Origin of the sequence: Streptomyces rugosispiralis (genome assembly GCF_024505145.1) — a bacterium.
GTDB classification, from domain to species: Bacteria; Actinomycetota; Actinomycetes; order Streptomycetales; family Streptomycetaceae; genus Streptomyces; species Streptomyces rugosispiralis.
This window is the reverse complement of the sequence record NZ_JANIAA010000026.1, coordinates 118051-136271: the sequence shown is the minus strand read 5'-3', so window position 1 is coordinate 136271 and position 18221 is coordinate 118051. Positions and strand designations below refer to the sequence as shown.

At 74.3% G+C, this 18221-nt stretch carries 15 protein-coding genes; 7 read left to right on the top strand and 8 right to left on the bottom strand.

The annotated features are described in order from the left end of the window. Positions 1 to 123: 123 nt before the first annotated feature. Positions 124 to 1257, bottom strand: coding sequence for a glycerate kinase (locus tag NP777_RS30795; protein WP_256653441.1), 1134 nt, complete (start codon positions 1255 to 1257; stop codon positions 124 to 126). Between the two features lie 204 nt (positions 1258 to 1461). On the opposite strand from NP777_RS30795, the gene NP777_RS30790 reads away from it, so the two are divergent. After that, positions 1462 to 2532: an ADP-ribosylglycohydrolase family protein gene (locus NP777_RS30790; protein WP_256653440.1), complete on the top strand. Its 1071-nt coding sequence runs from the start codon at positions 1462 to 1464 to the stop codon at positions 2530 to 2532. Between the two features lie 6 nt (positions 2533 to 2538). Here NP777_RS30790 and NP777_RS30785 read toward each other — a convergent pair whose 3' ends face one another. Then, entirely contained in the window at positions 2539 to 3366 is an 828-nt protein-coding gene (locus NP777_RS30785) for a TetR/AcrR family transcriptional regulator (RefSeq protein ID WP_256653439.1), read from the bottom strand. A gap of 92 nt (positions 3367 to 3458) precedes the next feature. Between NP777_RS30785 and NP777_RS30780 the strand changes: the two genes are divergently transcribed. Next, a complete protein-coding gene (locus NP777_RS30780) occupies positions 3459 to 4322 on the top strand; it encodes an NAD(P)H-binding protein (RefSeq protein ID WP_256653438.1) in 864 nt (287 codons plus the stop codon). Here the strand turns inward: NP777_RS30780 and NP777_RS30775 are convergent. The 4 genes from NP777_RS30775 to NP777_RS30760 form a co-directional block, all read right to left on the bottom strand. Further along, on the bottom strand, positions 4306 to 4482 hold the full coding sequence (locus NP777_RS30775; protein WP_256653437.1) for a DUF397 domain-containing protein: 177 nt from the start codon (positions 4480 to 4482) through the stop codon (positions 4306 to 4308). The genes NP777_RS30780 and NP777_RS30775 overlap by 17 nt on opposite strands. Continuing rightward, positions 4483 to 4677, bottom strand: a complete 195-nt coding sequence (locus tag NP777_RS30770; RefSeq protein ID WP_256653436.1) for a DUF397 domain-containing protein — start codon at positions 4675 to 4677, stop codon at positions 4483 to 4485. Continuing rightward, complete coding sequence (locus NP777_RS30765) at positions 4674 to 5522, bottom strand: helix-turn-helix domain-containing protein (RefSeq protein ID WP_256653455.1); 849 nt, start codon at positions 5520 to 5522, stop codon at positions 4674 to 4676. Before NP777_RS30765 ends, NP777_RS30770 begins: the two co-directional genes overlap by 4 nt. 115 nt (positions 5523 to 5637) lie before the next feature. Continuing rightward, the gene (locus NP777_RS30760; protein WP_256653435.1) at positions 5638 to 6339 is read right to left on the bottom strand and encodes a hypothetical protein; all 702 of its coding nucleotides are present in this window, start codon (positions 6337 to 6339) and stop codon (positions 5638 to 5640) included. Between the two features lie 124 nt (positions 6340 to 6463). On the opposite strand from NP777_RS30760, the gene NP777_RS30755 reads away from it, so the two are divergent. Continuing rightward, on the top strand, positions 6464 to 7216 hold the full coding sequence (locus NP777_RS30755; protein ID WP_256653454.1) for an SIR2 family NAD-dependent protein deacylase: 753 nt from the start codon (positions 6464 to 6466) through the stop codon (positions 7214 to 7216). A 16-nt stretch (positions 7217 to 7232) separates the two neighbouring features. On the opposite strand, the gene NP777_RS30750 is transcribed toward NP777_RS30755, so the two are convergent. Together NP777_RS30750 and NP777_RS30745 are read right to left on the bottom strand one after the other, a co-directional pair. Then, positions 7233 to 7736, bottom strand: a complete 504-nt coding sequence (locus tag NP777_RS30750) for a methylated-DNA--[protein]-cysteine S-methyltransferase (RefSeq protein WP_256653434.1) — start codon at positions 7734 to 7736, stop codon at positions 7233 to 7235. A 203-nt stretch (positions 7737 to 7939) separates the two neighbouring features. Next, positions 7940 to 9415 carry a DNA-3-methyladenine glycosylase 2 family protein gene (locus NP777_RS30745; RefSeq protein ID WP_256653433.1) on the bottom strand — a complete coding sequence of 492 codons (1476 nt, stop codon included), beginning with the start codon at positions 9413 to 9415 and terminating at the stop codon, positions 7940 to 7942. 269 nt (positions 9416 to 9684) lie between these two features. Between NP777_RS30745 and NP777_RS30740 the strand changes: the two genes are divergently transcribed. From NP777_RS30740 to NP777_RS30725, 4 genes are all read left to right on the top strand, one after another. Further along, positions 9685 to 10122 (top strand): CU044_2847 family protein, encoded by a 438-nt coding sequence (locus NP777_RS30740; protein WP_256653432.1) that lies wholly within the window; start codon positions 9685 to 9687, stop codon positions 10120 to 10122. Positions 10123 to 10175: 53 nt separating this feature from the next. After that, on the top strand, positions 10176 to 12428 hold the full coding sequence (locus tag NP777_RS30735) for a VMAP-C domain-containing protein (protein ID WP_256653431.1): 2253 nt from the start codon (positions 10176 to 10178) through the stop codon (positions 12426 to 12428). 111 nt (positions 12429 to 12539) lie between these two features. After that, positions 12540 to 13565, top strand: coding sequence for an AAA family ATPase (locus tag NP777_RS30730; protein WP_256653430.1), 1026 nt, complete (start codon positions 12540 to 12542; stop codon positions 13563 to 13565). A 3-nt stretch (positions 13566 to 13568) separates the two neighbouring features. After that, positions 13569 to 18212, top strand: coding sequence for an SAV_2336 N-terminal domain-related protein (locus NP777_RS30725; protein WP_256653429.1), 4644 nt, complete (start codon positions 13569 to 13571; stop codon positions 18210 to 18212). Positions 18213 to 18221: the final 9 nt, after the last annotated feature.

Sequence of the window (18221 nt, the reverse complement as noted above, 5' to 3'; positions counted from 1 at the left end):
CCGGGGATCCGGGGCACAGCCCCGCCGGGGGTTCGGGGCAACAGCCCCGGTGGGGGGCCGGGGGCTTGCCACCGGGTTCGGGAAGGGGCGGGGTGGGGAACCAACCCCCGGTGGGGGCCGGGGTCAGGCCAGGAAGTCCGCTGCCAGGCGTGCCGCGGTGCGTTCCAGGAGGGGGCCGGCCTCGGCGATGCAGCGGGCCGGGTCCGGTTCCAGGTCGGTGAGGGCGTAGGCGCGGCGGATGCCCGCGGTGCCCAGGGCCGCCGGGGGCAGGGACAGGCGGCCGCAGACCGCGACCACCTCGATGCCCCGCGCGCGGGCCGCCGTCGCGACGCCTGCCGGGGCCTTGCCGTGCAGGGTCTGCTCGTCCAGCGAGCCCTCCCCCGTGATCACCAGGTCCGCGCCCTCCAGCGCGGCGGGGAAGCCGAGGACGTCGAGCATCACCTCGATGCCGGGGCGGAAGGTCGCGCCCAGCCCGACGAGGGCGCCGAAGCCGATGCCGCCCGCCGCGCCCGCGCCAGGCGCGAGGGCGTACTCGGCGGCCGAGGCCCCGACCGCGCGCTCCAGGACGCGTACGTAGTGGGCGAGGGCGGCGTCCAGGGCCGCCACATCGTCCTCGCCCGCGCCCTTCTGCGGGCCGTAGACCGCCGGCGCGCCCTTCGGCCCGGTGAGGGGGTTGTCGACGTCGCTGGCCAGGACGGTCTCGGTGGCCGCGAGGCGCGGGTCGAGGCCGGACAGATCGGCCGTCGCGAGATCGCGCAGCGGGCCCCCGCCCGGTGCGACGGGGGTACCGTCCGCCCGCAGGAAGCGCGCCCCCAGCGCGCTGAGCATCCCCGCGCCGCCGTCCGTCGTGGCGCTGCCGCCCACGCCGAACACGATCGTGCGGGCGCCCGCGTCCAGCGCCGCGCGCAGCAGTTCCCCGCTGCCGTACGTGGTCGCGGTGAGCGGCGCGAAGACTCCCTTCGGCAGATGGCGCAGCCCGGACGCCTCGGCCATCTCCACCACGGCCGTGGTCCCGTGCAGCGCGTACGCCGCCGTCACCGGCGCGCCCAGCGGCCCGGTGACCCGCACCTCGCGCCGTTCGAAACCGGCCGCGACCGCCGCGTCCACCGTGCCGTCCCCGCCGTCGGCGACGGGCAGCGCCGAGATCCGCAGGCCCTCGCCGCCCCGGGGCGCGCCGCGGCGCAGGCCCGCCGTGACGCGCTCGGCAACCTCCACCGCCGTGAGCGAGCCCTTGAACTTGTCCGCGGCGATCAGCACGCGCTTCGGGGGTGTCGCCTGCCCCTGAGCCCATGTCCTGGTCCCGGCTGTGGCTTCCTCCGAGCCTTCCGAAGCCTCCGTCAAAGCCGTCGAAGCGTCCGTCACCTTCGTAACCCCTCGCATTCGCACAGGCAGTCGCGCCGCTGTGACCCTATCCGGCGCGGCCGCACCGGTACACCCACCTCAGATGGGTACAACTGACCCATGGCCCTCAGCGGGAGCGAACTCGCGGACCGGATCCTCGGCGGCTGGCTCGGCCGGATCGCCGGGAACATGCTCGGCAAACCCGTCGAGAACGGCGACTATTGGACCCGCGACCGCATCGACCGGTATCTGCGCCGCGCCGATGCCCTCCCGCTGACCGACTACCTCCCCGCGCTGGAGCCGCCGCCCGATCCGGTGGAGTTCGAGCTGCGCCCCGAGTGGCAGAGTTGCGTCCGCGGCCGGATCCACGGCAGTTGCCGCGACGACGACGTGGACTACTCCGTTCTGGGGCTGCACCTGCTGGAGACCCACGGCCCCGGATTCAGCACCGAGCAGGTCGGCGAGGTGTGGCTGCTGCGGCTGCCGTATCTGCAGACCTTCACCGCCGAGCGGGCCGCCTACCGCAATCTCACGGCCGGGGTGAAGCCCCCGTTCAGCGCGACCCTCGACAACCCCTACCAGGAGTGGATCGGCGCCCTGATCCGCGCCGATGTCCACGGCTGGGTCAACCCCGGCGATCCGCGGCGCGCCGCCACGATGGCCCGTCGCGACGCCGTCCTCTCCCACACCGGCAACGGGGTGTACGGGGCGATGTGGGCGGCGGCGCTGATCGCGGCCGCGTTCACGGCGGACGGTCCGCGCGCCGCCGTCGAGAGCGCCCTGGACCGGATCCCGCCGCGCTGCCGCCTGGCCCGTACGGTGCGCCGGATCGCGTCCCTGCACGACGCGGGCGTGGCGTGGGCGGACGCGCTCGCCCAGCTGGAGCTGGAGACCGCCGGGCTGCCCTGGATCCATGTGGTCCCCAACGCCGCCGTCCTCACGGCCGGGCTGCTCTACGGCGCGGGCGACTTCACGGCCACGATCGCCCTGACGGTACGCGGCGGCCTGGACACCGACTCCAACGGCGCCACGGCCGGATCGGTCGCGGGGGTGCTGTGCGGCGCGGCGGCCATCCCGGCGCGGTGGACCGAGCCGCTGGAGGACCGGGTGCGCAGCGCCGTCTTCGGCTTCGACGGGGCCCGCATCAGCGACCTCGCGGCGCGTACGCACCGGCTGGCGGTGTCGGGCTGATCGTGGTCAGGGGGTTTCGGTCCGCTCGCCGACGGTGGGGGCCGGATCGGCGATCCGGTCCAGCCATTCCCGCAGGAGGCCGCGTTCGGGCGCGGTCAGCGCGTCCGTCCGGGGCAGCGCGGCGCGCAGGGTGACGGCGGCCGCGGCCGGCCCGGGTGCGGTGGCGGTGGGCGCGTCCGTGGTGATCGCCGCGATGGCCGCCTCACGGGCGGTACGGGACAGTTCCGGATCGCGGCGGTCCGCGGGCGTGGCGATGAGCGTGAACGTCGTACCGCAGCCCGCCGCGTGGACCAGCGCCGCGGCGCGTTCCTCGGGGATGGCGAGCCGCCCGGCCTCGGCGATGCGCCGGATGAGCCGGGCGAGCATCTCGAAGGCGGTGACGGCGGCCGGTGAGGACACCCCGGGGCGGTGCCCGCCGTACATCAGCGAGTACAGCGCCGGATTGGCCAGGCCCAGGCCGATGTGCTGATCCCAGCCGGTGCGCAGGTCCTCGACGGGGTCATCGGTGGGGTCCTCGGCGGTCTTGCTGTTCAGGTACTCCGTGAAGCCGTACGCGACGACCGCGTCGAGCAGGCCCTGTTTGTCGCCGAAGAGCCGGTAGATGGTCGGCGGCTGCACCCCGGCGGCGGCGCTCACCGCACGGGTCGAGACCGCGTCGGGGCCGCCGTCGGACAGCAGGCGGGCGGCGGCCGCGACGATGCGGTCGCGGTTGCCGTCGCGGTTGCCGTCACGGTCTCGGTTGGCCTCGCGGCCCGCGTCGTGGTTCGCGTCCTGGCTTGCGTCGTGGCTTGCCTCTTGGCTTGCGTCCGGCGCGATGACGCCCTCCCTCTCCATGCTTCCAACGATAACAGGATCTTGTTAGCGCCCTTTCGTTTCCGGTGATACGTTGACAGCGATATCACTGGAAACAGTCAGAGGAGATCACCGTGATCATCGTTACCGGAGCCAATGGCCAGCTCGGCCGGATGGTTGCCGAGCGGCTGCTGGAACGCGTTCCCGCCGAGGAGATCGGCGTCAGCGTGCGCGATGTGGAGGCGGCGCGGAACCTCGGCGCGCGGGGCGTGCGCGTCCGCCGGGGCGACTTCGCCGACCCGGACACCCTTCCCCACGCCTTCGAGGGCGCCTCGAAGGTCCTGATCGTCTCGACGGGCACCACGGGCGAGGCCGCCGTCCGAGGCCACCGCACGGCCATCGCCGCCGCGGCGGCGGCCGGGGCCAAGCGGATCCTCTACACGAGCCACATGGGCGCGAGCCCGTCCTCCCGGTTCGTCCCGATGCCCGACCACGCCGCCACGGAGGAGGCTCTTCAGCGGTCGGGGATCCCCTTCACCTCGCTGCGCAACGGCTTCTACATCTCATCGGCCGTGGAGTTGGTCAGGGGCGCGCTGGAGACGGGCGTCCTGGCCGTGCCGGAGGACGGACCGGTCGCCTGGACCGCCCACGCCGACCTCGCCGACGCGGCGGTCCTCGCCCTCACCGACGAGGTCCTGGACGGTCTGAGCCCCGCGCTCACGGGGCCCGAGGTGATCGACATGGCCGGTATCGCGGAGATCCTCACGCGGCTGACGGGCCGCCCGATCCGCCGGGTGGTCGTCTCCGACGACGAGTACCGGGCGCAGTTGATCGGCCATGGCGCGCCCGAGCCATCGGCCGACCTGCTCGTCGGCCTCTTCGCCGCCAGCCGCCTAGGGGACTTCGCCCCGGTTGACCCCACGCTTGCCGATGTTCTCGGTCGGCCCGTTGTGCGTGTGGAGGACTACCTGAAGTCGGCGCTCACGACGCGTCGGTGACGTACCGCACGAATCGGACCCAGTCGGCCCGGCCTACGGTGAGGCCGGGCCGTGTGGTGTCCTTCGAGTCGCGTATGAGGACGGTCTGCGCGGTGACGGCGACCTCCAGGCACTCCCCGCCCTCACCACTGCTGTAGCTGCTCTTGAACCAGCTCTTCATCTAGCCGCGCCCGACGTGCCGTATGAACCGGGTCCAGCCGTCCCGCCCGATGGTGAGCGCCGGACGTGCCAGGTCCTTGGAATCCCGAATCCGCACGCTCTGCTCCGTGACGGCCACCTCTACGCACTCCCCGCCCTCGTCGCCGCTGTAGCTGCTCTTGAACCAGCTGAGCGGTGCACGGTCCTCGGTGTTCATATCTCCCCCAGCAGCTTTTCGAGCAAGAGCATGGAGCCACGTGGTGTGAGCGCCTGCGAGCGGATGCTTCCATACTTCGCCGCCAGGACGCGGACTTCCTCGGGCTCCGTGATCAGTCGGCTGATGTGCTGCACTTCCAAGTAGGCAACCTGTGGGCGCCCCTTCGGGGTGAGCAGGGTGAAGGGGCCGCCCATTCCCGCGTGCTCTTCGCTGTCCATCGGCATGATCTGCACTTCGACGTTACGCATCCGCGCGAGGTCGAGCAAGTGTTCCAACTGGCCACGCTGCACAGTTCGTCCGCCGAAAGGATGGCGCAGAACCGCCTCTTGGATGACCGCGCTCACCGTGGGCAGCGGCCACTGCGCCAAGATCGTCTGCCGGGCCAGCCTCGCGGCGACCCGCATCTCGATGGTCTCGTCTTCGAAGAGCGGCTGTCGGCTGATGAAGACGGCGCGCGTGTACGACTCCGTCTGGAACAGGCCGGGCACCGCCTGGTTGGCGAAGTGGCACAGCTCAACCGCCTCCGCCTCCAGCCGCGCGTAATCGCGAAACCACGTCGGATGCCGCACCCGGGCTTTCGCCTTCGCCCGCTCGACATCCTCCTTGGCCGCCTTCAACACCCCGCCCGCGTCCAGCAGATCGTCCGCCGCCTCCAGCAACTCCGGCTGCGGGATCCGCAGTCCCCGCTCGGCTGCCGAGATCGTCGCTTCCGCGTACCCCAGCCGCTCGCCCAGTTCCTTCTGCGTCAGCCCGGCCCGCTCCCGCAGCACCTTGATCTGTCGGCCCAGCGCGCGGAACAGATCCACCGCGCCATCGCCCGCGTCCTCGTCCGTCGGATCCGCCATCGCCACCCCGCCGTTCCTCTCGGCCCAGTCAAGAAGCCGCAGCGTAGGACGGTCCGACCACGCGGAGTCACAGGAATCGGCGATTCCCCACCGAGAGGGTGAACCCACGCGGACGTCAGCCCTCGGCGGTGTCCCATTCGCTGCCCAGCCAGCCGCCGTGGCTGTCGAGGAGGGCGACGAGGGAGGCGGTCACGCGGTCGTCCCACCAGTCCGCCACGGCCTTGAGCTCGAAGGCGGTTCCGGGGCCGCTGTGGAAGTCGAGGACGATCCGGCGGTCCAGCCGCCACCGGGTGCGGCGCGGGGTGCGGCCGGGGTCGCCGCCGCCGTTGAGGATGATGCCGATCACGACGAGCAGTTGGAGGGGGAGGAACAGCCACCACACGCCCCACCAGAAGGGCCGCCCCTTGAAGCCCACGGCGGGCCGGGAGCCGGTCTGCTGGACGGTCCAGCGGGTGCGGAGGCCGCCCTTCATCGCCGGGCGGCGGGTGATGAGGGCCAGGGGTTCACCGGCGGCGCCCAGGACTTCGTAAGCGGCGGGGCCGCCCTTGGTGGCCGACTTGGTCACCACCTGCGCGAACGCCTGCCCGCGATGGGGATCTGCCCAGAGGGTGAACGCGCGGGTGCCCTCCTTACGGGCGGCACGGTACTCGGGGAGGCCGCCGCCGGGTGGGTTTCGCCGCTCGGGGAAGGCCAGCGGGCTGCTGGTGCGGCCACGGCGGGCCGGTTCGTCGGAGACGCGTATCGTCCGGGCGATGCCGCCCTCCGGCGACCCGTCCTCCCCCGCGGTCCGGCCGCTCAGCCATAGGAAACGCGCCATCCCCGTACTCTCCCTGTTCGCCGCGTACATCCCGGTGCCGGGCGGACTTTACCCGTCCGGATAAACGCGCTCGTCGTCGGCCGCACGGCGTGCGTACGCTCGCGGCATGAGCGGCATGAGCGGCATGAGCAGCGAGACGACGCACCGGCCTCTGGTGGCGATCCTCAGCGGGGCGGGCATCTCCACCGACTCCGGGATCCCCGACTACCGCGGTCCGCGGGGGCTGTGGCGGCAGGACCCCGAGGCCGAGAAGCTCGTGAAGTACGAGTACTACATGACCGACCCCGAGATCCGGCGCCGCTCCTGGGAGATGCGGCGGGACAGCGAGACGCTGCGGGCCCGGCCCAACGGGGCGCATGAGGCCGTCGCCCGGCTGGAGCGCTCGGGGGTGCCGGTGCGGGTGATCACCCAGAACGTGGACGGGCTGCACCAGATCGCCGGGATGCCCGCGCGCAAGGTGCTGGAACTGCACGGCACCGCGCGGGCCGTGCGGTGCACCCACTGCGAGGCACGGTCCGGGATGGACGAGGCGCTGGAACGGGTCGCGGCGGGTGAGGCGGATCCGGCGTGCCGGGAGTGCGGCGGGATCCTGAAGTCGGCCACGGTGATGTTCGGGGAGAACCTCGATTCGGAGGTGCTCACGGAAGCGGTCGCGGTGGCGCAGGCGTGCGAGATCTTCATCGCGGTCGGCACGAGCCTTCAGGTTCAGCCCGCGGCCTCGCTCGCGGGGCTGGCCGCCGAGCATGGGGCCCGGCTGATCATCGTCAATGCGGAGCCGACGCCGTATGACGAGCTCGCGGACGAGGTCGTTCGCGAGCCCATCGGTGCGGCGCTGCCTGCTCTGCTGGATCGCATCGCCGTGGGTGACGGGGGCTGATCGCCCCCGTCCCGCATCAGAAGAGGCCGGGCAGTTCCTGCCGTGCCTCGAACTCCAGCAGCCGCCGCTTGCGGTCCAGGCCGCCGCCGTAGCCGGTGAGGCTGCCGGACGAGCCGACCACGCGGTGGCAGGGGACGATGATGCCGACCGGGTTCTTGCCGTTGGCCAGGCCCACCGCGCGGGAGGCGGTCGGCTGGCCGAGGCGGTCGGCCAACTGGCCGTACGACCAGGTCTCGCCGTACGGGATGGCCCGCAGCGCGGCCCAGACGCGGCGCTGGAAGGGCGTGCCGTCCAGGTGCAGCGGCAGGTCGAAGTCGGTCAGCTCGCCCGCGAAGTAGGCCGTGAGCTGGCGGATGGTCTCGGCGAAGGGGGCGTCGGCCGGGTCGCCGGGGGCGCCGAAGGTCTCCTCGGGTGGGCGGTGGCGTTGCTCGACCATGTAGAGGCCGGAGAGGTCGGTGCCGGTGGCTACGAGGGTTAGCGGGCCGTAGGGGCTGTCGGTGGTGGTGTGGGTGCGGATCATGTGTTCCTCGGCGGGGTGTAGGTGATGCGGTGTGGTGCGGGTCGGGCGGCTCAGGGGTGTGCGGGCCGCCCGTTTCGTTGCCAGGTGCGGGCCGGTGGCCGCTTTGTGCCCACCCGTCCCTCCCCCAGCTACCGCTGGGAGGTGCCCCCTCCGCGGAACGATTGCCCACAAAGCGCTCCGCCGCGGGTGCGGACCAGTTGCGGTCATGCTGCCGGTAGGCGGTTGATGGCGTGGGACTCGTCCGTGGCCCATAGGTATTGGACGGCGTAGGCGCGCCAGGGGCGCCAGTGGGTCGAGTGGCGGGTGAGGGCGCCGGGCGTGGCGGGCAGGCCCAGTTCGGTGGCGGCGCGGCGTACGCCGAGGTCGGTCGGGAGGAAGGCGTCCGGGTCGCCGAGGGCCCGCATCGCGATCACCTCGACGGTCCAGGGGCCGAGCCCCGGCAGCGCGCCCAGGCTCGCGCGGGTCTCGTCCCAGTCGCTGCCGGGGCCGAGCGCGACCCGGCCCTCGGCGAGCGCGCCGATCAGCCCGGTGAGGGTGGCGCGGCGGGTGCGGGGCATGGCCAGCTTCTCGGGGTCAAGACCGGCCAGGGCCTGGACGGACGGGAAGAGGTGGGTCAGGCCGCCCGCCGGGTCCTCCACGGGCTCGCCGTGCGCCGCCACCAGGCGCCCGGCGTGGGTGCGGGCGGCCGCCGTGGACACCTGCTGGCCGAGCACCGCGCGCACCGCGAACTCGTCCGCGTCCACCGCGCGCGGCACCCGCCGCCCCGGCGCCTTGTCGACCAGCGGGGCCAGCTGGGGATCCGTACGCAGCAGCTCGTCCACGGCGGCCGGGTCCGCGTCGAGGTCCAGCAGCCGCCGGCAGCGGCTGATCGCCCCGGCCAGGTCGCGCAGGTCGGCGAGGGAGAGCTGGCAGGCGATGTGATCGGGGCGGGGGCTGAGGGTGACCACCCCGGGCCCGTACGGCAGCCGCAGCGTGCGCCGGTACGCGCCGTCGCGCCACTCCTCGACGCCGGGGACGGCGGTGGCGGCCAGGTGGCCGAAGAGGTTGTCCGGGCACAGCGGCGCCCGGAACGGCAGCCGCAGCGTGAGCGCCCCGGGCACGCTGGTCCGCGGCCCGCGGCCGGCCCGCTGCCGCAGCTCGGTAGGGGAGAGCGCGAAGATCTCCCGTACGGTCTCGTTGAACGCGCGGACGCTGGCGAACCCGGCCGCGAAGGCGATGTCCGCCATCGGCAGCGCGCTGGTCTCGATCAGCAGCCGCGCGGTCTGCGCCCGCTGGGCCCTGGCGAGCGCGAGCGGGCCCGCGCCGAGCTCGGCGCGAAGCTGCCGCTCGATCTGCCGGGTGCTGTAGCCCAGCCGGGCCGCCAGGCCCGGGACCCCGTCCCGGTCCACCACACCGTCGGCGATCAGCCGCATGGCGCGGGCCACCAGATCCGCCCGCTCGTTCCACTGCGGCGAGCCGGGGGCGGCGTCCGGACGGCACCGCTTGCAGGCCCGGAACCCGGCCTGCTGGGCCGCCGCGGCACTGGGGTAGAACCGCATGTTCTCGGGCTTGGGCCCGACGACCGGGCAGCTCGGCCGGCAGTAGATCCCGGTGGTCACGACGGCGATGAAGAACCACCCGTCGAAGCGGGCGTCCTTCGCCTGTGCGGCGCGGAGGCACCGGTCGGTGTCGGTGTGCATGGGTCAAGCATCCGCCGGCGGGGTGGGGGCAGGCTCGCGGGAATCCGACATCGACCTTACGCGGTGGCGTCCCGTGGCCGCCCCGTGGCCGCCCCGCGGCCGGGCGTCCTGTGGCCGCGCGTCCCGTGGCCCCGCGTCCCATGGCCCCGCGTCCCGTGGCCCCGCGTCCCGTGGCCCCGCCCACCGTCGCCCCGCGCCCCGTCGCCCCGTCCGTCGTTCCGGCGGCGTTTGGTGCGAAGGGGCAGACCGGACGCCTGATGATCGGCATGATGAGGAAGGTGACGGAACACCGTGAGATACCCCTGGCGGACGGTACGACCGTACGGCTGGAACTGGCCCCCGTAGGAGACGCCTCCCCCGAGGACGCGTACGGCGGCGTCGGCGGCGTCGGCGGCGTGACACCCGTGGGGCGGGGTCCGCAGGCCGTGGCCACGCTCGCCAACGCCGGTCTGAGCGTCATCCTGCAAGGGCTGGGGCAGGTGCTCCAGGATGTGCACGACGCCGTCAGCTCGGCTCCGCGGCCGCCCCAGGAGTTCACCGTGCAGTTCGGGGTGCAGGTCGGCCAGGACCTCAAACTCGGCATCGTGGGCGCCAATGGGAACGCCAACCTGACCATTTCGGCCACCTGGAGGCCGTCGGAGCGGCCCGAGCCGACGGTGCCGGCGGCGCCTGCCGTGCCGCCGTCCCGGCCCGGCCCCGCGGGCTGAAACCCATGGGGTGGTTCCACGCGCACACTCATGGGGTCTCGTCACGACCCGCTGTGTCCATTCTCGCCAGGGCCGACGGAAGACCGGCGGGCGCGGGCGTCCTGCTGCCGGGACGCCATCTGCTGACGTGCGCTCATGTGGTCAACAGCGCGCTGGGAAACGACATGCTGGCCCCGGATCACCCGGGCCCGATCGCCGTGCCCGTACGGCTCCACGGACCGGAGCACACCGTCGAGGCCCACGCCGAGCTGACTGTCTGGATACCGCCCCGGACCGACGACGGCGGCCTGGGCGCCTTCGAGTGGAACGGCGACCTCGCCGTCCTGCGGCTGAACGGGGCCCTGCCGCCCGCGATCGAGCCGCCGCGCTGGCACCCGATGGCCAAGCGGCAGCTCGTACGGGCCTGGCACGGCAGCGGTGAGCCGGGGGTGTTCGCCGACGCCGAAGTGAGCGCGTGCGACGGGCGGTTCGGCTACTTCGACGGGGCCGAGCGCGCCCTGAACATCGAACCCGCCTACAGCGGCGGCCCGTTGTGGTCCAACGAGGAGGGCGCCGTCGTCGGGCTCGTGACGGCCAAGCTCCGCGTCCAGGGGACGCTGCGCCGCGCCTGGGGGATCCCCTGGCAGCGCGTGACACGGGAGCTGGACGACGCCGGGGCGGGCCATCTGCTGCCCCGGCAGCCCGCGGAGGACGTGCGCGACCACCCCGCCTACGCCGAGCTGGTCGCCCTGCTGGACGGGCCGCTGCCGCTGTCCGAGGGCTGGGTCCGCTGCTGCCGTACGGTCGCCCGGCAGTGCGGCCTCGGCCATCGCGCGGACGGCGTGCCCTCCGCCGAGGAGTTCGCCCATCTGCTGCTCACCCAGGGGCGTGCGCTGCCCGCGCTGGTCGAGGCGGTGCGCTCCACGGCGGGCCCGGTGGCCGACGACCTCCTCGCCATCGGGCGCCGCTGCGGGCTGCCCAAGCTGCTCTCGCCGGGTGAGCACGAGCGGCTGCTGGTCCAACTGCGCGCCCTGCCCGCGGCCGCCGCGGCCGGTGTCCCCGGTGCCGTACGGGCGGCCCTGCCGCTGGCGGCCCTGCCCGCGGCGCTGCTGACCGGCGGTGACGGTCACCAGGGCCGTGATCGGGACGACGGGGGAGACGGCTTCGGGGGTGTCGGGGGCGTCAGGGGCGGCGTCGGCGGTGGCAATGGTGTCGGCGGCGGAGACGGCTTCGGCGGGCGGTTCGAGGCGCTGATCGCCCATGTGGAGGGGCTGCACGGGGACAGCTCGGCGGCCGACGACGGGGTCATGCCCGCCGTGCCGGGCCTGCTACGGGCCGTGGAGTTCGTGGCCGCCGGATGTTGCCCGGCGGAGCAGCGCGCCGCCCTGCGCCGGTGGAACGCGGCGGTCGCCCGCCGTCTCGGCGTCCATGACGCCGCCCTGCTGGACCGCCGCCACGACGCCGAGCAGTGGGCCCGGAACGCCTCCCGGGGCCCCGCGCCCCGCGTCGTGGCGAAGCTGGACCGCTGCGGGGCCGCGCCGGGCGACGCGCCGGGCTGCGCACCCGGCAGCGCACCCGGCGGCGCACCGGTTGCCGCGCGGGAGGAAGAGCCGGAGCGCTACCGGCTGCGGCTGTGGTGCGACGACGGGGACGGGCTGCGCCAGGTGTCGGACGACAGTGAACGGCCGCGCGGCGCGCAGGAGGTGGCCCAGGAGATCTTCGCCGCCGTGGGCGCGCTGCGCCGCCCCGACCCCTCGGGGCCGCGGCCCGTCATCGAACTGATCGTGGACCGGGACGCCCTGGAGGTGCCCGTGGACCGCTGGAAGGCCGCGGGTCCGGGAGCGGTGCTCCCCATCCGGCTCGGCACCCCGTACCCCCTGGTCGTCAACTGCCCCGAACTGCGGGAGCTGAACGGCGGCACGATGCTGGACCAGTGGCGGGGGCGCTGGGCGCAGTTGGAGGCCGAGGAGCCCGTGCACATCGACGACGCCACGGCCCCGGACCCGGAGGCGGTGTGCGGTCTGCTCATGGAACGGCTCACCGCCCGGGTCACCGTCGATGTGGCGGCCCACTGGCGCACCGACGTGGTGCAGATGTGTCTGGCCGCGGGCGTTCCGGTGGTGCTGTGGGACCGCAGCGGGGAGCAGGGGTCCCCGGCCGTGCGCCACGCGGCGGGGGCGCGCACCCGTGAACTGCCCGAGGCGGTACGGATCTACCGCACGAAGACCCTACAGCGGCCCGACGAGTACCCCGGGCGACCGGTGCTCGCCTGGGCCGATGCCGGGCGGGCGCTGCCACGGCTGGACCTTGTGGACCCCACGGAGTGACGGTGGGATCCGCGGCGGCGGTGAGACATGGTGACGAGACATGACGAGACGTGACGAGACGGCAGGAGGCGCGCGATGTCCGCTGAGGCGGGCCGAGAGGGAGGTTCCCCGATGAATCCGCGGGAAGAGCCCGGCTGGCGGCTGTTCCGGGGGGACGGTGTGCCCCGGCATGTGGAGATGCCACCCGCCCCGCCGTGGCGCCGCTTCGGCGCCGGGGAGCGGGAGGTTCCCGCCGGGGAGGGGGAGGTCCCCGCCGGGGAGCGGGAGGTCCCCGCCGGGGAGCGGGCGCCGTCCGGTCCGGCGCGCCCGGCACCGTATCTGATCGGGCCCGAACACGCGGACGTGGTCAACGCGGCCCTCCATCTGCGGCGTCCGCTGCTCGTCACCGGCAGCCCCGGCACCGGCAAGTCCTCGCTCGCGCGGGCGATCGCGCATGAGATGGACCTGGGCGAGGTGCTGCGCTGGCCGGTCAACAGCCGTTCCACCGTGCAGGACGCGCTCTACCGCTACGACGCGATCGGGCGGCTGCGCGAGACGGCCCTGACCCGCGACCGTGGCGAGGCCGAGCCCGACATCGGCACTTTCGTACGGCTCGGGCCGCTGGGCACCGCGCTGGTGCCGGGCGGACGCCCCCGGGTGCTGCTCGTCGACGAGCTCGACAAGGGCGATGTGGACCTGCCGAACGACCTGCTGACCGTCTTCGAGGAGGGCGAGTTCGAGATCCCCGAGCTGGCCCGGCTGCCGGAGGAGCAGTCGGTGGTGGAGGTGCTCACCGAGCGGGCGGGCGAGCGGGCCACGGTGCGGCGGGGCCGGCTGGTGTGCGAGGAGTTCCCGGTCGTGGTGATCACCAGCAACGGTGAGCGCGACTTCCCGCCCGCCTTCCTCCGCCGCTGTGTCCGGCTGGAACTGCCCACCCCCGACGAGTCGCGGCTGCGGGCGATCGTCACCGCGCATCTGGGCGACGACGCGCTGGAGGACGTCGATCAGCTGCTGGACGCCTTCCTCCGCCGCCGGGCAGCCCGCGAGCTGGCGACCGACCAACTGCTGAACGCCGTGTTCCTGCGGGCGGGCGGCATGGACGTGACGGCGGACGGCCTACTGGAAGCGGTGCTGCACCGGCTGGGCGGGGCGGTGTAACCCGTGAGCCGGGGGGACGCCGAGCGAGGCGGGGCCGGGCAAGGCGACACCGGGCAAGGCCGCGCCGGGCAAGGCCGCGCCGGGCAAGGCGACGCCACGCGGCTGGGGCGGCTTGACAAGGTGGTCGCGGTCCTCGCCTCCAGTGGGCTCGAGCTGTCCGGGGAGGAGCTGCTCGACGCGCTCTGGCTGGCCGGACGGCTGCCCGAGGACGGCGCGGAGCGGGCGCCCCTGGCCCTCGCGGTGACGCGCGGCGGGGCGGCGCCGCCCGCCACGCGCCCCATGCCCGCCCCCCGTCCCACGAGTCCCACGACCTCGACCTCGGCCTCGGCTTCGGCCTCGCCGCCCGCGTTCGGTCAGCGGGCCGACCAGCCAACCGCGTCCGCCGGTACCGCGCAGGCCAACGGCAGCGAGCCCGGCGCCCGGCCGTCCGCCCCCGCCGAGGGGCGGCCGGACGACTCGCCTGAGCAGCGCCCCGCCCGGACCCCGCGCGGTGGCGATCAGCGGCTGCGCGGTCTGTACGGCGGAAGCCAGGCGCCCGGTGCGGAGGGCGCGAAGTACGCCGAGGGCGCGCCTCCGGACGCGCGGCGTGCGCTGCCCCTGCGCGTACCCGAGGACAAGGCGCTGCACCAGGAGCTCTCCATCGGCCGTGCCCTGCGGCCGCTCAAACAGCACCGCCCCAATCCGCTCAAGCGGGAGTTCGACGAGGCCGCCACCGCCACGGCGCTCGCCGAGACGGGTCTGCCGGACGTGGTGACCCGCCCCGCCCGCGAACGCTGGCTCGATCTCGCGCTCGTCATCGACGACGGCATGTCGATGCTGCTGTGGCGGCGGCTCGCCGTCGAGCTGCGCACCGTACTGCAGCGCTCGGGCGCCTTCCGCGTCGTACGGGTGCTGGGCCTGCACACGCGCGGCGGTGGCGCCCCCGCGCTGCGCGCCCGCCCGTACGCCCCGGAGGCGCCCCTGCTGCCCACGACGGCGCTCTCGGACCCCTCCGGGCACACGCTGGTGCTCGTGGTGAGCGATGGGGTGGGCGCGGCGTGGCGGGACGGGCGGATGGGCCAGGTGCTGGCGCGCTGGGCGGGGCTCGGCCCCACGGCGGTGGTGCACGCGCTGCCGCCCCGGCTGTGGGAGGGCTCCGGGATCCGGACGCGGCGCTGGCAGGTGCGCACCCGCAGACCGGGCTCGGCCAATGCGGACTGGACGGTCGCGGATCCGGTGCTGCCCGCCGCCCTGGCGCGTTTCGCGGGGGTGCCGGTTCCGGTGCTGGAGCCGGACGCCGGGCCGCTGGCCGACTGGGCCCGGCTGATCGCCTCCGCGAGCGGTACGGCGGTCCTCCCGCTGCTGGTCCCGCCGCGTGAGGGCCCGCGTGAGGGCCCGCGCGACCGCCCGCGCGACGGCCCCCGCACCGCCCCGGCCGCCGCCCCCGGCCCGGCCGCCGCCCCCGCCCCCGCCGCCATCTACGCCCCGGCCGATGAGCTCGGCCGCGTCCAGCGGTTCCGGGACGCGGCGTCCCCGGAGGCGTACCGGCTGGCGGCCCATCTCGCCGCCGTGGCCCCGCTGCCGGTGCCGGTGATGCGGATGGTGCAGAAGGCGGTGGACGGCCGTACCGACACCGGACGGCTGGCCGAGGTGTTCCTGGGCGGGCTGATGCACCCCGTCGAACCGCCCGCCTCTGCGGGTGCGGACCCGCTGCCGCCCGAACACCGCCCCTTCACCTTCACCGACGCGGCCCAGCGGGCGCTGCTGGGCGCGGTGCCGCTGGCGGAGCTGGTCGCGACCAGCCGCCTGATCGGCCGTCGTCTCGAGCAACTGGCGGGCCGCTCCCCCGACTTCCCGGCCTGGCTGGCCGACCCGGGCGGCAGCGACCGGCTCCCGCCCGGCGCCCGCCCCTTCAGCACGGTGGAGCGACGGCTGGCGGCCCGGCTGGGGGCCACATCGCTGTCGTCGGCGTTCACGACCCGTACGGCGGCGGAGCAGTGGCGCCGCCTGGAGTCCAGAGATCCACGCACCATCGGTCCGTACCGGCTGACGATGGCCGGACCACCGGGAGCGCGGCTCACTCCGTATCTGGGCCGGGACGCATACGGCGCGGAGGCCATCGTCCAGGTGGCCCGGCATGTGCGCGACCAGCGGGACGCCGATCTGCTGGCGGTGGAGGCGGAGGCGCTGCGCCGGATGGACGGCCGCTACGCCCGCCGCGTGCTGCGCGAGGGGCTGACCGACGACGTTCCGTGGGTCGCGGAAGAACCCCTCATCGGGGAACGGCTGGACTTCGTCCTGCGCGGCGACGCCGAGCGGTGGGGGAACCGGCTGGACGACACCCTCCTCACCAGCCCCGAGCGCTGGGACGGGCATACCGCCCTCGCGCTCGCCCGCAAGGTCGCGGACGCGGTGCGGATCTCCGAGGACGTGGGGATGGTGCACGGCGACCTCGGCATCAGCACCGTGCATATCGCCGGTGAGGACATCCTCCTGACCGGCTGGTCGTCGTCCGCCATCGACGGGACGCCGTCCCCGGCGTCCGCCGGTGGCCGCCCGCCGACCTCCGGGGAAGTCGTCGGTGCGCTGGGCGACATCCTGCTGTGCCTCGGCGGCGGGGCACAGACGCGTCATCCCGCCCCGGGGCTGTATTTCATGCCGCGCTGGAGCGGCGCCGTCTGGGAACCGCTCCGCGCCATGGTGATGGCGTGCCGGGAGAACCCCCGCCGCCACACGGCGCGCGGGATCTGGGAATTCCTCATGGACTTCCGCCCGGACGCCGGGCCGCCTTATGCCCGCGCCCGGCGCCCACTGCCGCGCCCCGGGGACTCCACCGCCTGCGCGCTGTGCGGCAATCCGCTGGAACGGTACGACCGCTTCTGCGAAGGGTGCGGCACGGATCTGTCCACGACACCGCCCCCGTCGGCGGCGTCCGACCCCGCCGACGCCCCCCGCGCGGAGCCGGAGGGCGGCCTGCCGTCGTTCGACCGGTACCGGGCCCACCGCAGGCTGGGCGGCAGCCGGGGGTACAGCGTCTATCTGGCCCGTGCGGCACACGATCCCAGGGGGCAGGTGGTGATCCGCACCGCCGAGGGAGCGAATCGGGAACTGCGGACCGAGGCGGAGGCGCTGCGGCGGATGGCCGGGCACTACGCGCCACGGCTCTTCGCCGACGCTTCCTCCCTCGCCCCCCCATGGCTCACGCAGGAGTTCATCCACCTGCCCGACGGCTCACCCGCCCCACCGCTGTCCACGCTCCTGGGCCGGAGGCCCGACGGCTCACCCCGGCTGGACGCCGTGTACGCCGCCACCATCGGCCTCCGCATCGCCGAGGCGGTGAACATGTGCTCGCTCAAGGGCGTCGTTCTCGGGACCCTTACGGCGGACACCGTGCTGGTCCTCGGCCGTACGGTGAAACTCATCGGCTGGACCGACGCGAGCATCAACGACCGCCGTCCGAAAGCCCCCACCGACGCGGACAACGTCTACGCCCTGGGCGAGATCCTCCGCGCCCTGAGCGACGCACAGCCGACCGCTCAGCTCTCCCAAACGGACGCCGTATGGCGCGAACCCCAGCTCATCTCGATCATCTCCGCCTGTCTGGACGACCGGCCGAGCAGGCGACCCTCGGCGGGCCGGGTGGCGGACGTCCTCGTCCAGTGTCTGCCGCCCGTGCCGACCTTGGCCCATACGTCGTACGAGGCCGAAGCCGAGGCCTCGGCCCCGCCCTCGCCTCCGGACGAGACACCGGACACCGGGCCCGCCCCCACGACCGCTCCCGAGCCGCCGCGGCCCCCTCGCTCCACCCGCTCGCGCCTGGCGGCGCTCGTGGGGCTCGGCGGGCGGTCGGCCAGGGCGGAGCAGCGACAGCGCAAGCTGGATCTCATCCGTACGCCGCTGCCGTCCTGCCACCGCATCGCGGTGATCAGCCGCCCCGTGAGTGCCGGGCGCACGGTCACGACCCTCGCCCTGGGCGCGGTCCTCGCGGGCGAGCGCCAGGACGAGGTCATCGCGGTGGACGCGATGCCCGGCGGTGACACCCTCAGCCGCCGGGTCGGGGCCCGCTCCGAGGGGACCGTCCACGAGCTGGCCCGCGCGGGCCTCACCGGCGACGACGCCGACTCCATCCGGCGCTTCACCTCCCGGCTGCCCTCCGGGCTCCAGGTCCTCCCCGGAGACGACACCCCGATCACTCTCGTGGGCCGGGCGGCCCCGATCGACGACATGGAGTACCGCCGCGTCATGGCCCTTCTGGCGCCGCACTACCCGATCGTCCTCAGCGACTCGGACACCGGCGCACTCCACAGCAGCATGCGGGGGATCCTCGACCTCGCCGATCAGCTGATCGTCGTCACCACTCCCTCGGTGGAGCACATGAGGAGCGCGCACACCGCCCTGGACCGGCTGGCCGAGGACGCTCACGCGGACCTGGTGGGACGCGCCATCACCGTGATCAACATGTCGCACGACGTGCCCTGGACCGATCACTACGAGGGCCTCGCGGCGACGTTCCGGGAACGCTGCCGCGGTGTGGCCGTGGTGCCGTACGACGAGCATCTGGCATCCCGGGGCGAAATCGACCTCCAACGGCTCGCGTCCAGAACCCTCGACGCCTACATCGACCTCGCCGCCCTGGTCGCGGAGGGGTTCCCCGGGGCCGGGACATAGCGCCCGCCG